The organism is Endozoicomonas sp. 2B-B (genome assembly GCF_053470045.1).
In genome coordinates, this window is sequence record NZ_JBLZMU010000001.1 from 6,592,934 (window position 1) to 6,607,357 (window position 14,424).

General features: G+C 50.4%; 18 protein-coding genes. 4 read left to right on the forward strand and 14 right to left on the reverse strand.

Translation table 11 applies throughout. The features are described from left to right. Nucleotides 1-195: 195 nt before the first annotated feature. The 3 genes from ACOMHB_RS25765 to ACOMHB_RS23505 all read right to left on the reverse strand — a co-directional run bounded on the left by ACOMHB_RS25765 (nucleotide 196) and on the right by ACOMHB_RS23505 (nucleotide 3,686). Entirely contained in the window at nucleotides 196-381 is a 186-nt protein-coding gene (locus ACOMHB_RS25765) for a hypothetical protein (RefSeq protein WP_487247189.1), read from the reverse strand. Between the two features lie 198 nt (nucleotides 382-579). Continuing rightward, nucleotides 580-3,498 (reverse strand): ankyrin repeat domain-containing protein, encoded by a 2,919-nt coding sequence (locus ACOMHB_RS23500; protein WP_448218450.1) that lies wholly within the window; start codon nucleotides 3,496-3,498, stop codon nucleotides 580-582. After that, nucleotides 3,495-3,686, reverse strand: coding sequence for a hypothetical protein (locus ACOMHB_RS23505; protein WP_448218451.1), 192 nt, complete (start codon nucleotides 3,684-3,686; stop codon nucleotides 3,495-3,497). Before ACOMHB_RS23505 ends, ACOMHB_RS23500 begins: the two co-directional genes overlap by 4 nt. Before the next feature lie 109 nt (nucleotides 3,687-3,795). Between ACOMHB_RS23505 and ACOMHB_RS23510 the strand changes: the two genes are divergently transcribed. After that, the gene (locus ACOMHB_RS23510) at nucleotides 3,796-4,875 is read left to right on the forward strand and encodes an IS91 family transposase (RefSeq protein WP_448218668.1); all 1,080 of its coding nucleotides are present in this window, start codon (nucleotides 3,796-3,798) and stop codon (nucleotides 4,873-4,875) included. A gap of 189 nt (nucleotides 4,876-5,064) precedes the next feature. Here the strand turns inward: ACOMHB_RS23510 and ACOMHB_RS23515 are convergent, their stop codons facing one another. Further along, on the reverse strand, nucleotides 5,065-5,385 hold the full coding sequence (locus tag ACOMHB_RS23515; protein WP_448218452.1) for a hypothetical protein: 321 nt from the start codon (nucleotides 5,383-5,385) through the stop codon (nucleotides 5,065-5,067). A 126-nt stretch (nucleotides 5,386-5,511) separates the two neighbouring features. Here ACOMHB_RS23515 and ACOMHB_RS23520 point away from each other — a divergent pair, with 126 nt between their 5' ends. After that, complete coding sequence (locus ACOMHB_RS23520; RefSeq protein WP_448218453.1) at nucleotides 5,512-5,715, forward strand: hypothetical protein; 204 nt, start codon at nucleotides 5,512-5,514, stop codon at nucleotides 5,713-5,715. 12 nt (nucleotides 5,716-5,727) lie between these two features. Here the strand turns inward: ACOMHB_RS23520 and ACOMHB_RS23525 are convergent, their stop codons facing one another. Continuing rightward, nucleotides 5,728-6,126 carry a type II toxin-antitoxin system MqsA family antitoxin gene (locus tag ACOMHB_RS23525; protein ID WP_448218454.1) on the reverse strand — a complete coding sequence of 133 codons (399 nt, stop codon included), beginning with the start codon at nucleotides 6,124-6,126 and terminating at the stop codon, nucleotides 5,728-5,730. 229 nt (nucleotides 6,127-6,355) lie between these two features. On the opposite strand from ACOMHB_RS23525, the gene ACOMHB_RS23530 reads away from it, so the two are divergent. Both ACOMHB_RS23530 and ACOMHB_RS23535 read left to right on the forward strand, forming a co-directional pair. Next, nucleotides 6,356-6,523: a hypothetical protein gene (locus ACOMHB_RS23530; protein WP_448218455.1), complete on the forward strand. Its 168-nt coding sequence runs from the start codon at nucleotides 6,356-6,358 to the stop codon at nucleotides 6,521-6,523. Between the two features lie 508 nt (nucleotides 6,524-7,031). Continuing rightward, nucleotides 7,032-7,451, forward strand: coding sequence for a DUF4124 domain-containing protein (locus ACOMHB_RS23535; RefSeq protein ID WP_448218456.1), 420 nt, complete (start codon nucleotides 7,032-7,034; stop codon nucleotides 7,449-7,451). A 50-nt stretch (nucleotides 7,452-7,501) separates the two neighbouring features. Here the strand turns inward: ACOMHB_RS23535 and ACOMHB_RS23540 are convergent, their stop codons facing one another. From ACOMHB_RS23540 to ACOMHB_RS23580, 9 genes are all read right to left on the reverse strand, one after another. Continuing rightward, nucleotides 7,502-7,723: a HupE/UreJ family protein gene (locus ACOMHB_RS23540; RefSeq protein WP_448218457.1), complete on the reverse strand. Its 222-nt coding sequence runs from the start codon at nucleotides 7,721-7,723 to the stop codon at nucleotides 7,502-7,504. A gap of 51 nt (nucleotides 7,724-7,774) precedes the next feature. After that, complete coding sequence (gene ureG / locus ACOMHB_RS23545; protein WP_422135548.1) at nucleotides 7,775-8,440, reverse strand: urease accessory protein UreG; 666 nt, start codon at nucleotides 8,438-8,440, stop codon at nucleotides 7,775-7,777. An 11-nt stretch (nucleotides 8,441-8,451) separates the two neighbouring features. After that, nucleotides 8,452-9,120, reverse strand: a complete 669-nt coding sequence (locus ACOMHB_RS23550; RefSeq protein ID WP_448218458.1) for an urease accessory protein UreF — start codon at nucleotides 9,118-9,120, stop codon at nucleotides 8,452-8,454. Beyond that, nucleotides 9,110-9,604, reverse strand: coding sequence for an urease accessory protein UreE (ureE, locus tag ACOMHB_RS23555; RefSeq protein ID WP_448218459.1), 495 nt, complete (start codon nucleotides 9,602-9,604; stop codon nucleotides 9,110-9,112). The genes ACOMHB_RS23550 and ureE overlap by 11 nt, the downstream gene beginning before the upstream one ends. Before the next feature lie 114 nt (nucleotides 9,605-9,718). Continuing rightward, a complete protein-coding gene (locus tag ACOMHB_RS23560) occupies nucleotides 9,719-10,852 on the reverse strand; it encodes an RNA-guided endonuclease InsQ/TnpB family protein (RefSeq protein WP_448218460.1) in 1,134 nt (377 codons plus the stop codon). Nucleotides 10,853-10,985: 133 nt separating this feature from the next. Next, the gene (ureC, locus tag ACOMHB_RS23565; protein ID WP_422139067.1) at nucleotides 10,986-12,692 is read right to left on the reverse strand and encodes an urease subunit alpha; all 1,707 of its coding nucleotides are present in this window, start codon (nucleotides 12,690-12,692) and stop codon (nucleotides 10,986-10,988) included. Further along, a complete protein-coding gene (locus tag ACOMHB_RS23570; protein WP_448218461.1) occupies nucleotides 12,692-13,012 on the reverse strand; it encodes an urease subunit beta in 321 nt (106 codons plus the stop codon). Before ACOMHB_RS23570 ends, ureC begins: the two co-directional genes overlap by 1 nt. A gap of 13 nt (nucleotides 13,013-13,025) precedes the next feature. Beyond that, a complete protein-coding gene (locus ACOMHB_RS23575; protein ID WP_422135553.1) occupies nucleotides 13,026-13,328 on the reverse strand; it encodes an urease subunit gamma in 303 nt (100 codons plus the stop codon). 65 nt (nucleotides 13,329-13,393) lie between these two features. Beyond that, nucleotides 13,394-14,326 carry an urease accessory protein UreD gene (locus ACOMHB_RS23580; protein WP_448218462.1) on the reverse strand — a complete coding sequence of 311 codons (933 nt, stop codon included), beginning with the start codon at nucleotides 14,324-14,326 and terminating at the stop codon, nucleotides 13,394-13,396. Nucleotides 14,327-14,424: the final 98 nt, after the last annotated feature.

Consider the following 14,424-nt stretch of genomic DNA (forward strand, 5'->3'; position numbering starts at 1 on the left):
TCGGCGTCCGAAGCTGAGGGATATACTGCACACTCGGTATAATATCATTAACAACCGTACCACGAAGCATACTATCATGGCAGGGAAGCAACTCTCGGAGAAATCGCAAAGGCCGACCATAGCATACGCATGGCCAAAGCTTATACGACATTGCTAGCCCACCCTGACAGTGTCATACAGCAGCGAGGCCGTGACCTAAAGCTCTATGAAGAGATCCTGCGTGACGGCCAGGTAAAATCCTGTTTCCAGCAAAGACGTTTGGCTGTCACACATTCTCTGTTCAAGCTCGACAACAAAACGTTTTGTCAGCGCTTGAGCCTGACAGACGACGGACAATACCATTAACAACAGTGGTGCTGCATAGAGTGAGTGTTTAATCATTCTATCCCTGCATTTTGGCATAGAGAGAGGAAGGATAGATCAAGGAAATAACGCAAGTTATGCAGTTAACCGTTCTCTCAACTGCCCCGGAGAAACATTCAGCCCTGCCGCATAAACTGTGGTGCTGAGGTGAAAGTGATCCAACTTCACTTTCTCTATGACCCTGAATTCGTATCATAAGTGCATAACCTCTGTTACCTACCTTGCACCGGCCTCGGTCAGGAGTTTCACGATGTCGGTATGACCATTCTGGGCAGCCATGAACAGCGGGGTGATGCCATTGTTATTCTGGGCGTTGAGATCCGCTCCGGCTTCGATCAAGATTTTCACACAGTCGGTATTGCCTTCCGCAGCAGCAATGAGCAGCGGGGTCGCGCCATTCGACGTGGCAGCGTCAATATCCACCCCGGCGTTAATCAGGACTTTCACACAGTCAGTGTTATTTTCCTGGGCAGCGATGAACAGTGCGGTGCCGCCACTATTACCCCAGGCGTTGAGATCCACTTTGGCCTCGATCAGGAGTTTCACGATGTCGGTATGGCCATTCTGGGCAGCAATGATCAGTGGGGTGGTGCCATTTTTATTCCGGGCGTTGAGATCTTCCCCGGCCTCGATCAGGAGTTTCACGATGTCGGTATAGCCCTTCCCGGCAGCAATGATCAGCGGGGTGGAACCATTCTTATTCCGGGCGTTGAGATCCGCTCCGGCTTCGATCAAGATTTTCACACAGTCGGTATTGCCTTCCGCAGCAGCAATGAGCAGCGGGGTCGCGCCATTCGACGTGGCAGCGTCAATATCCACCCCGGCGTTAATCAGGACTTTCACACAGTCAGTGTTATTTTCCTGGGCAGCGATGTACAGCGCGGAGGTGCCATCTTTGTTTCGGGCGTTGAAATCCGCTTTGGCTTCGATCAGGAGTTTCACGATGTCGGCATGGCCATTCTGGGCAGCCTTGAACAGCGGGGTGGTGCCATTGTTAGTCTGGGCGTTGAGATCCGCTCCAGCTTCGATCAGGATTTTCACACAGTCGGTATTGCCTTTGGCTGAAGCAATGATCAGCGGGGTGGTGCCATTCGTCATGGCAGCGTCGAGATCCGCCCCGGCGTTAATCAGGACTTTCACACAGTCGGTATTGCCTTTGGCTGAAGCAATGATCAGCGGGGTGGTGCCATTCGTCATGGCAGCGTCGAGATCCGCCCCGGCGTTAATCAGGACTTTCACACAGTCGGTGTTATTTTGTTGGACAGCGATGAACAGTGCGGTGCCGCCATTCTTAGCCCGGGCGTTGAGATCCACTTTGGCCTCGATCAGGAGTTTCACGATGTCGGTATGGCCATTCTGGGCAGCAATGATCAGTGCGGTGGTGCCATTCTTATTCCGGGCGTTGAGATCAGCCTCGGCCTCGATCAGGAGTTTCACGATGTCGGTATAGCCCTTCCCGGCAGCATTGATCAGCGGGGTGGAACCATTCTTATTCCGGGCGTTGAGATCAGCCCCGGCCTCAATCAGGAGTTTCACGATGTCGCCATGGCCATACTGGGCAGCGATGGTCAGCGGGGTGGCGCCATTGTCAGGCCGGGCGTTGAGATCCGCCCGGGCTTCGATCAGGATTTTTACGCAGTCAGTGTTATTTTCCTGGGCAGCGATGTACAGCGGGGAGGTGCCATCTTTATTTCGGGCGTTGAAATCCGCTTTGGCTTCGATCAGGAGTTTCACGATGTCGGCATGGCCCCTCTTGGCAGCGATGATCAGCAGGGTGGCGCCATTCATGGTCCGCTCATTGAGATCCGCACCGGCGTTGATCAGGCATTCGACGACGTCCCTGTGCCCCCGGATGGATGCCAACATCAAGGCAGTACGACCATTATTCATAACGGCATTGACATTGACTCCTTCTGCCAGTGACTTCTCCACCTGATCCAAATCCCCCTCAAAACAGCCACGATAAAACGCCGGATCGGGAAAAAATTTATCCGGGTGAGATTCACCGGTGTTCTCATTCACCATAGGCATCGGATTTTGCCGGCACATTGCACACCGGCGAGAGCCGATGGGGCGTTGAACAAAACACCTCGTAATACAGTCCAGATCGAAGCGCTTGCCACAACATTGGCTTTTGACGACCACAAGCGCTACATCACGGTAATGGAAGTGAATCATACAAATAGGACAGGGATCGGACTCCGGCGGTAAGTCAGTGTCCACGGAGACGGCGGGGCGGGGAATGCCATCCATGAGTAGTACATCTGTGTTATTCACATGGCCTGCGCACTCCGGGCAGTGTCCATTGTCCAAATGTGGGCATGAGCTTTGTCCGGGCGTTGCTGCTGTGTGGCCTGTCGAATTTGCTGCGGAATTCATCGGCCATTCAGCAGACTCACTGCTATCGGATGATGGTCGGAATTGACAGACGCCATGACAGGGAGAGACAAAACAATCTAAACCCAAAGTATGCTGATGCTGCTGTGAGCCTCCGCTACCATCGGCAGAGTCAGAATCAGAATAAAGGAAGTTGCTGAAAGAGCCTGTAGGATCGGCGGTGGCTTCCTGAGCCTGCTGCCCAGAAGACTCTGATGGCGGGTGTTGTTGCTGGTTATTGCCAGAGCCGGGCACCGTAATGATGGCTGCCAACGGGTGATCCTGACGCAGCCCTTTTAGTTTCATCGTATTATACGACGGCGAGTACATATCCAAATAACTTTTTAAAAGCGAACCGAAAGCGACAACCATTTCTACAGGTAGCCATGAATGCGAGGTGGAGCTCAGTGGGGTATTTCTGGTGGTCAGGATCAGTTCGTAACTCACCAGCAGATAATTGGCGTAAAGCCATGGCCACGGAATTGATTCAATGACCTTTGTTTTTAGCTCGTAGCCGCTTAGTCTGCCTTGTTTCTCATCAGACGATAAATCTGATCCTGCATAGCCTTTTGTGTGGGCAATGTCTGAGATGATACACGACAATGTATGAAGGCCAGGTGTTACAGAAAAGTTCTGGTTTGGAGAACCTGTTTTCTGTTCAAGCTCGATAACAAAACGTTTTGTCAGCGCTTGAGCCTGACAGACGACGGACAATACCATTAGCAACAGTGGTGCTGCATAGAGTGAGTGTTTAATCATTCTATCCCTGCATTCTGGTCATCCACCGCCTCTACTCCCCACAGTGCCCCGGCATTGATCAGCAGGTTCATGCAGTCAATATAGCCCAGCCTGGTTGCGATGGGCATCAGGGTGTCGCCATTTGACAAGACGGCAGTGACATTCGCCCCGGCGTTGATCAGGAGTTGCGCGCAGTTGGCATCGCCCATCTCGACTGCGATGAACAAAGGGGTGGCGCCACCAGAAGGCAAGGCGGCGTTTTATACCCGCCCGACAGAAACCGTGGAAATCAACAGCCACCGGATGATCAACCACCTGATGGACGACCTTGGGCTGGGGGAAAATAATCATGACCCTCGCTGTTATTGCCGATCACTACGGCCAGATTTGAAAAAGTACCGGCATAAACTACTGCCTGGCCACCAGAAAGCCTTTAAATCCATCCGAAGTTGCCGGACACCTGCTGCCGGAATGACACTGCTGGAATGCACTGCCTGCCAGCGCCGTGATCAACGTCCGATGTCCTGCGGTCACCGTAGCTGCAATCGCTGCCAGAATACCGATACCACTGAGTGGCTGGCAAGGCAGCGGCAAAAACTGCTCCCTGTTGAGTATTTCATGGTGACTTTTACTCTGCCTGCACAATTGCGGCAAATCGCATGGCAACACCAGCGTCAAGTCTATGACCTGTTGTTCAGGAAAGCAGCTGAAACCCTGAAAAGCTTTGGCTGCAATCACAAAAGTCTGGACGGGCAGCTCGGAATGACCGGCGTATTACATACCCACAGTCGTCGACTTGATTACCACCCTCATGTGCACTTTGTAGTTCCAGGTGGTGGTATTAATACCCGCCGTCGTGAATGGCGAAAGCTCAAGGGTAACTACCTGTTCAACAGTAACAACCTGGCCAGAGTCTTCCGGGGACGATTGTTGAAAGCTCTGAATGAAGCGGCTTTACTGACACCAACGCTTAAAAAATCGCTGCCCGAACTCTGGGTGGTGAATTGTCAGCACGTCGGAAAAGGCGAACCTGCTTTGAAATACTTGTCCAGATATCTCTACCGGGGCGTTATTGCTGACCGGCAGATTACAGGTCATGATGACGGACAAGTGACTTTCATCTATCGGAACAGTAAAACCGGTGCAAAAGAGCAGCGAACCATAAAAGGAGAAGGCTTTCTCTGGCTGGTTTTACAGCATGTTCTGCCCAAAGGATTGAGACGAGTCCGTGACTACGGATTCCTGCACTGTCGGGCTAAACGCAGACTTAACCTGATTCAGCTGATCTTGCAAGTCATGCTGAAACCTCTGGAACCTATCATCCGACCAAAACACGCCTGCAGAACCTGTGGCTGCGATATGAAAGTCATAGCATTCCGGTTCACAGGTTTCACCTGACCGATAAAAAAGGGCTTAAATTCACTCAACAGGGGAGAGCCAGCACAATCTGAATACATATTTTTACGACAATGCTCAATTAATAGCTTGGGCAGGGACGCGCTCATAACAAAAGCCAAAACCAACCTGCATCAGCTATAAAGGCTGCCAGAGAAAAAGCTATTTCCCATAAACCATTCCGAGTGGCTGTCAAATCCGGGCTTGTTCAACAACCGGATAAGATTGCGGCTGCGCGCAATCTATCCTTATTCGTTCTATTTTTTTGTCGCTACATTTAAAGCCTGCATAGGTGGCTTCAGTAAGCGCACCAATCGCAGTTTTAATTTCTGAGAGTTCACGGTCATGCTGTGCAAAGCGCAACCGATTTTCCTGCTGGTACTCTCGCATCTCCCGTCTTGTTGCCAGTATCTCTTGGTGTGTATCACCAGTGATCTCAATGAGACTACGAACTGCACTATCCAGTGAGTCAAAATGTGACTCAAGTTGCTCTATCCTGACTTCTAACGACATCGGGACTACTCTCGTTGTGAATGGAGTAACCAGCGTAGCAGAGACTGGTACAAAGACACCTAACATAGGGATATATTGCACACGCAGTATAATATCACTAACAGCCGTACCAAGAAGGATACTATCATGGCAGGGAAAGCAACTCTCGTGGAAATCGCAAAGGCCGACCATGGCATACGCATGGCCAAAGCTTATACGACATTGTTACTGCCCAACCCTGACAGTGTCTTACAACAACGAGGCCGTGACCTAAAGCTCTATGAAGAGATCCTGCGTGACGACCAGGTAAAATCCTGTTTCCAGCAAAGACGTTTGGCTGTCTCACAGTAACTAGAAAGTATTTCAGCTACGAATTTCAGACAAAAGCTCTGGATGATTGTTCAGCAGTCTGAACAGTTTTACCAGTGAAAGTGGTGGTTTGGTTTTGCCATTTTCGTATCGGGAAAATGCGTTACCCCCTCCACCAAAAATCTCTCCGGCCTCTTTCTGGTCAAGAGTCAGCTTTTTACGGACATTCGCAATAAAGCCCGGGTCGACTATGGAAGCGTTTACCTGTTTATTAAAAGCAACCATCGCCGCACTAACCCGCTCTGATTCTCTGGCGTCAAGAACGACCTCTCCACAAGCCGGACAATAACCTCCGGTAACATCCGGGATAGAAGTACTTTCACCTTTGTAACTGTGAGGCAAATCACGAGTGTCACGCACCAGATCGGCCCCAGAACATGCTGGACATTTCATCGTCTATAGCTCCTTAAAGGACACGACGAGTACATCATCAGTAACCGTCAGTTTCAGTTGACATCCTCCCCGCCCAAAACGACGGGCATTCATACAGCTAGACGGTCACGCCCGACCGCAGTGTATACCCTACTCAATATCGGGATGCACCTTATTCGACAACCTGCTCTACCTTTCAGATTGTCTGGGCGACTCACTGATCCCGGAAGGGGCAAAAACCATCGTCACAGTGACAGCAAAAAATGGTAATGGAACCAGCAAAGTGACCCTCAGAGATGGCAGTCAGAACACTGTCCTGGGAGAAGGTGTGGATGTGAGAAGCAAAGCCCTGGTAGAGGCTGGCGCCATTAAAACAGAGGTGCCTGATTGGCCTGTTTATGAGTCCTCTGTTTATTGAGGCTGTCGCAAAACTTCAACAGCTCCTTCTCACGCTCTGAAGTCGTCATTCCCGCGAAGGCGGGAATCCAGCGCCAACAGTGGGTCTCTGCCTTCTCGGGGATGACAAAGCCAGGGGGGCAACGGGCAGTATAGTTCTGGTGGTGAGTCAGTGTGGATTCCCGCCTTCGCGGGAATGACGAGAATGAAGCCGTGAATAACGGGAGTCAACTCGTTCTCACGCTGGAGAGAGTTTCGCGACACCCTCTAATGGCTTGGGGCTATTTTGAGGGTTTTTAGGGTATATCAGAGGGTGTATTCATTGAAATACACTTTTCCTTGATAAAAATAATTAAAATAAATCAACAAGTTAAAGCTTTTTCAATATTCTGCCAGAAATTGCTTACATTTAGAATAATGACTGCAAACAATCATGAGCCAGAAAAACAGCTTTAGCTCACTATCATCAGGCTAAAAGCCGGGCTCGGTGATGTTTCCAATAATAAATCAAGCACTTAAGGATAATCAGCATGAAAGCAATACAAGCTCTGGTTTTACTGCTCCTGATGGCTTGCCTGAGCCTACCCGTTCAGGCAGAAAAAATTTACAAGTGGATTGATGAAAAGGGCACAGCTCACTACTCCTCCAGACCGCCACTGGTTAATGTTGATACCGAGATCATTTCAACGGTGAACGAGCATAAAGAAGAGCCTGGAGACCCGCCCCCTTCCGCTGAATCTGAGTCCACCCCGAAGAATCCTTCTGAAACCCGTCAAAATCCCGAAGTTCTGGCTTACTGTAAGACTCTTTCAGCCAACCTCGAGACACTCGACAGTGATGATCAGGTACGTCTGGACAAAGCCGATGGCAGTTTTGAAATACTGAATGACGAAGACCGGGAAAGGGAGAAGGAGAGAATTCATCAGCAAATGAAACAGTTCTGTTTCTGAGCAGGGCCACAATAACCACCGGGCAGGCTTAACTGCCCGGCTTCGTTCATTTAACTCTGACGTTTTTTACCTGTAATCTTTTTATAGATACGGTAGGAAAAACACGCCAGGGCACCGGTGACGCCGATAAAGACCATATGATCGGGCTCAGTCAGAAAGTGCATCAGCAATGAGAAAACACTTCCCTCTGAATGGTCTCCCGGATGAGCAAAGGCCTGAGAAGAGGCCAACACGGCGGCAGTGGCTATAGAAACAGCTCTCAGTTTTTTCATATCGTACTACTCCTGTCTATTTTTATTACCGCAAACGGTGAATATGCGACATTATACGCTCACGGCAGTGGGTTCGTGATCCTGTTTTTCAGGCATTTTCGCTTCCAGCATGCCTTTGTCAACGATAAAGTCGATCACTTCACGGACACCCTGCTCCGCTTTCAGGTTGGTGAACAGGAAAGGACGATCTCCGCGCATCTTTTTTGCATCCCTGTCCATGACTTCCAGAGAGGCTCCAACGATAGGTGCAAGATCGGTTTTATTGATGATCAACAGATCAGAACGGGTAATACCCGGCCCTCCCTTACGAGGAATCTTGTCTCCTGCGGAAACATCAATGACGTAGATGGTCAGGTCGGACAGCTCAGGGCTGAAGGTTGCACTGAGGTTATCTCCACCAGACTCCACCAAAACCATTTCCAGTCCCGGATGTCTCTGACAAAGCTCATCCACCGCTGCCAGATTCATGGATGCATCTTCACGAATAGCCGTATGAGGGCATCCACCGGTTTCAACGCCAATGATGCGATCTTCTTCCAACGCCTCATGACGAATCAGAAACTGCGCGTCTTCTTTCGTATAAATATCATTAGTCACCACTGCCAGATTATAATGCTGGCGCATGGATGCACAGAGTTTGGTAAGCAGTGCTGTTTTACCGGACCCCACAGGACCACCGACACCAACGCGGAGGGTTTGAGTCTGCTTGCTAGTCATATTTCTTCTTCCTAGGATCTGAACAATCTTGAATACTGGTGCTCATGCCAGCTGCTGGCCATGGCGAAATGCACCAGGTTATTCCCCAATTCGTGATCATGAATCGTCTTGGCGCTCTCGATCACAGGGCCAATTTCACTGGCCAGATGGTGCAAAATTTTCTGGGCATCGGTCTGTCCCAGGGGTACCGCCTTGGTTGCTGCTGTCACCTGGTTTTCGCACCATGACCAAAGCAGTCCGATAGCGGCAATGTCTTTCTCCATACCGTGACATAAACTCGATAAAGCAAACATAGCTGCCTGGGAGGGTATCTCCAGCCAGTCCGCTCTGGATTCTTGCGGGAATAAAGACTTCAGCCAGGTTTTGAATGCCCTGCCCACCTGACAGTCTTCATCATAAAGCTCTCGAGTTTCTCGAAAGGCGAGCAATTGACGGTTCCAGTGCTCAACTGATGGCCTGTCGTCAGACCGGAAAGCGTCGTAAAGTCGAAAGAATACCGGAACATCAAGACGACCCATTCCCTGCCCGAGCAACTGAGAGACCCAATGGCAGGTGGACTCACGATCAAAACACCATTGCCGATCAATAGCGGTTTCCAGACCCTGAGAGTAAGCAAAAGCCCCAACAGGCAGGGCTGGACTGGATAGATGCAAAAGGCCAAGTAATGCCTCAGTATTCATGGTTTTCTACCGGCTCATGGCTGTGCTCACCAGGGTGATGATGATGGTGATGACTATGCCCCCTGGCGTAAGCACCGCTTTCGGGCTCAAAAGGAGCTTCCGTGTGATCTACCGTCAGCCCCAGTAACATCACCATTTCATCCAGAACGTGATCTTTCTGGAATCGAAGCCAGTTATTACCTATCTGTAACGGAACATGGCGATTGCCAAGGTGATAGCAGGCTTTGGCAAACGTCAGGGCATTCTCACAACTGGCGGTTGTGACCTCTTCATCGCTGGCTCGAATCAATACGACTTCACCGCTGTCTGCCTGAAGCAGGGTGCCGTCTCTTAAAACATCGCCGCGCTCGATGAATATTCCCGCTGCTCTTCCTCCTTGGGTGGTCGCTTTTAAACGACCTCTCTTGCGCTCATCAAATGGCAGCAATAGCTCATCATTGTGCTGAACATCAGTTTCCTGCAGGCGCCTGGTTAACTTCAGCATTTCTTATTTTCCTTTGCTTGATTGGCTTTGGGCTATTTATTCTGACACTCCCCGCCCTATCGGGCGAGGGTTCTTAGATCGCTCCAAGAACCTTCCTGCTTCGTCACGCCTTCCCTAGATGGTTGCTTTCGCAGCCATCCCCGTTCCAGTCGCTCCACAGGCTAACTCCGCCAGCCCGGCGGTTTTGATATTCTTTGCTGCGTTAATGTCCCGGTCGTGATGAGTGCGGCACTCTGGACACTCCCATTCACGAATAGACAACGGCAAGCTTTCATGGACAAACCCACAGCCGGAGCAACGCTTGGAGCTTGGAAAGAACCGGTCAATCTGAACAACCTTTCTTTCTGCCCACTCCGCCTTGTATTGCAACTGTCGGACAAATTCTCCCCAGTTTGCATCGGCTATGTGCTTGGCCAGCTTTGGATTTTGAATCATACCCTTCACGTTCAGAGACTCTACGCAAACAACTTGGTTCTCGTCTATAAATTCGCGGGATGCCTTGTGAGTAGCATCCATCCGGCAATCGGCAATTTTTGCATGGATACGAGCAACCTTGAGCTTTGCTTTAGCTCTGTTGCTGCTGCCTTTCTGCTTTTTCGACAACTGACGCTGAAGGTAGGCGAGCTTTCGCTCGTAGCGTTTGGTGTGCCTTGGATTACCGGATTTTTCACCGTCTGAAGTGATGAACAGATCATTCAAACCTAAATCAATGCCCACTGTCTTATTTCTAATAGGCATTGCTTTAGCTTCAAATTCGCACAACATAGAAACAAAGTACCGGCCTGCCCGATCTTTGCTGATAGTGACACTGGAAGGCTCAGAAGACAGTTCTCTGCTCCAGCGGATGTTCAGAGGCTCTTTGCTTTTGGCTATAAACAGGTGACCGTTTTTAACGCTGAAAGCAGCCTTTGTCAGCCGCATACTTTGTCTTGAATGTCTTTTTTTGAACTTAGGGTATTTCGCCCTGCCAGCCCAAAAGTTCTTGAAGGCTTCCTGCTGATCCCTGAGTGTTTGTTGTAGGATGACACTGGATACATCTGCCAGAAATGGGAACTCTGTCTTGAGCGACACAAGCCGCTTTTCTGCCTCGGAATGGGAGATAGATTGCCCGTCTTTGTAGTAGGCATCAGTGCGAAAACGGAGGGTGTTGTTATAGACAAAACGGGCGCAACCAAACGACTGGGCAAGAAGTATTTCCTGTTCCGGCGTTGGGTAGAATCGTTCTTTGTAGGCACATTTAGTTTTCATGGCAGGAATATTACAGAAACGATAAGCGCCTGTAAATAATTAAGGATTCCGGTTCTGCAAGCCCTACACGGGCTTGTTGCTTATATCACCGCCCGATTGGGCGATGCTTTACGCAGGTTCAGGTAAAAAATGATTAAAAAAGAAAGTAGCGCTGTGCCAGAGGTACGACTTTGGCCGGTTCACAGACCAGCAGCTCGCCATCGGCACGCACTTCATAGGTCTCTGGATTCACTTCCATATGGGGCTGCCAGGTGTTCAGCAACATATCTTTCTTGCGAATCGTTCGGGTATTTTTTACCGCAGAAACGACTTTATTCAATCCTAATTTACGGCCAATGTCGTTTTCAAAAGCGGCCTGCGAAACAAACGAAAGAGAGGTAGCAGAAACGGTTTTACCCAGAGCCCCAAACATGGGTCGGTAATGAACCGGTTGTGGTGTCGGGATAGACGCATTGGGATCACCCATAGGTGCCATGGCAATCGCTCCACCCTTTAATACCAGAGAAGGTTTAGTGCCAAAGAATGCCGGTTTCCAAAGCACCAGGTCAGCCAGCTTACCCGGCTCGACAGAGCCCACTTCATGAGAAATACCATGGGTTATTGCCGGATTCATGGTGTATTTCGCCACATAACGGCGTGCCCTGAAGTTATCCACACCCGCCGATGAGTCTTCAGGCAATAATCCCCGTTGAACTTTCATTTTATGAGCCGTCTGCCAGGTACGACAAACCACTTCACCGACCCGCCCCATGGCCTGGGAGTCCGAAGCAATCATCGAGAAAGCGCCCAGGTCATGTAGAATATCTTCTGCTGCAATGGTTTCTCGACGAATGCGGGAGTCGGCAAAAGCCACATCTTCAGGAATGTTCGGATCGAGATGGTGACAAACCATCAGCATATCCAGATGCTCATCAACCGTGTTGATGGTGTATGGACGTGTCGGGTTGGTAGACGACGGAAGGACAAAGTCTTCACCACAGGCCTTGATAATATCGGGAGCATGTCCGCCTCCGGCACCCTCGGTATGATAGGTGTGGATAACTCTGCCCTTAAATGCGGCAATAGTATCTTCAACAAAGCCGGATTCATTCAGGGTGTCGGTGTGAATAGCTACCTGAATGTCGTATTTCTCTGCCACTCCAAGGCAACAGTCAATAGAGGCTGGAGTGGTCCCCCAGTCTTCATGAAGCTTGAGCCCCATGGCTCCCGCCAGAACCTGCTCTTCCAGTGCTGCGGGTATGCTGGCGTTGCCTTTGCCAAGAAAACCGATATTCATAGGTAAACTGTCCACAGCCTGCAGCATGGAACTCATATGCCACTCACCGGGTGTACAGGTTGTCGCATTGCTCCCTGTAGCAGGTCCGGTGCCGCCACCGAGCATGGTGGTGACCCCGGAAGCCAGGGCTTCTTCTATCTGTTGGGGGCAGATGAAGTGGATATGGGCATCAATCCCCCCCGCAGTGACAACCTGACCTTCGCCGGCAATCACTTCGGTGCCGGGACCAATAATGATGTCGACTCCGGCCTGCACGTCGGGGTTGCCGGCCTTGCCTATCTTTTCTATCCGGCCGTTTTTAATGCCAATATCCGCTTTTACGATGCCCCAGTGATCCAGAATCAGAGCATTGGTGATGACCGTATCCACAACATCAGCACCTGTTCTCTGACTCTGGCCCATACCGTCACGAATAACCTTGCCGCCTCCAAACTTCACTTCGTCGCCATAAACGGTAAAGTCTTTCTCCGGACTGATGAACAGATCCGTGTCACCAAGACGTACTTTGTCGCCTACAGTCGGACCAAACATGTCCACATAGGTTTGACGTTCCATTCTGGCCATTATTTATCTCCCTGCTCAAGCTCACCCATGACATCACCACGGAAACCATAGATTTTGCCTTCTCCGGCAAAACGCACCAATTCAACCTGTCGATCCTGACCAGGCTCAAAACGGACAGCGGTTCCTGCCGGGATATTCAACCGGAAACCGAGAGTGGATTCCCGATCAAAAGCCAGTGCCGGGTTCACTTCATAGAAATGATAATGAGAACCAACCTGTACTGGCCTGTCGCCAGTATTGGCCACGGAGACAACGCAGGTCTCCCGCCCTTTATTAATCTCGATTGCCTCTTCGCAGGCAATGACCTCTCCTGGAATCATAAAACCTCCTGCTCTACGCAATGGGATTGTGAACCGTCACCAGTTTGGTGCCGTCCGGAAAGGTGGCTTCTACCTGAACTTCATGAATCATCTCGGGAATGCCTTCCATGACATGGTCACGAGTCAGGATTTCACGCCCTTCATTCATCAGCTGAGCAACTGTCTTGCCGTCTCTGGCGCCCTCCATTATGTGCATCGAAATCAGCGCAATGGACTCCGGGTAATTCAGCTTTACTCCCCTGCCAAGGCGACGTTCAGCAACCAGTGCCGCTGTGTATAACAGCAATTTGTCTTTTTCTCTGGGGGTCAGCTCCATGAGAGCCCTCCAATTTATCCTTGTGGTCTTTTAATGCGCTATTGGTAGGTTATAGGCATCAACAATCAGGTATTCCAGATTCTGGGCTTGCAACCTTTCCGGCCATTCAATTGGCCACGAAGCTCATTCCAAAGCCAGGTAAACAGTGTTCTGGCCTGTTCAGGTGAGCTGCCCAGATAGCGAGCAATAAAAACCCCGTTTCGCCAGGTAATGGCTGTACATTTAGAGCCTCCGCAGGCTTCCAGCCTTTCATGCAGATGATCACAACCGGGGTCTTGTTCAAAGGTCATGAGCAGTGTACCGAATACATGCTGGCCATTAAGACCAAGAACGGACTGAGCAAGAGGTGAGCCCGCTGCCAGCTCCAGCCTTTCTCGATAAAGTGGCTGATCGTTACGAGTGAGGTGAAGATTCTGGATCACCCTGCCCTGCTCAAAGGCTTCGCCACTGGCTTTACGACCAAGACAAACGATATCCCAGCCTGCGTAGCAGCCATTGCCGTTCAACTCAATGGATGTATTCAGTTCCGCTTCTGCACCATTGAAAATAATAGTTTCCTGAGGCAACCATTCAAGACAGGCATTGTCTTGAACGACCATGGACGTCAGCTGTTTCTGAAGACGGCCATTACCATTAAAGTAGACTTTCCCTGCAGCAGGAGTAGTCACCAGTCCGGATGCACCAGAGTGGGCTTCAAAACTCTGAATCAGCTCATCACCGGCCACCAACCCTCCTGGCGGGTGAAGAATATAGAGATGCGCCAGGTCTTTACCTTCTGGCCAGAACGGACGTTGAATCCGCAGGGGACCATAATGGCGCGTGCGGCCCATGCGGGTATGGCCGTCCATGTATTTCAGCTCCACAGCAATTCCGGCACGCCAGCCGCTGTCTCCGGACGCAACGTCACCCTGATCGGAATCAGTATCCGGGTTGGATCGCGGGATAGAGTGTCGATTGAATGCCAGCCCCATACTTCTGCCCTTACTGTTAAAGGTCATCTCTGGCCTGCAAAAGATGTTCCATTTTATTTTTATACGACTGCTGACATTCTTGACCATAAAGTCAGCTTAAATAGCACCAAAAAAATACATAGGCA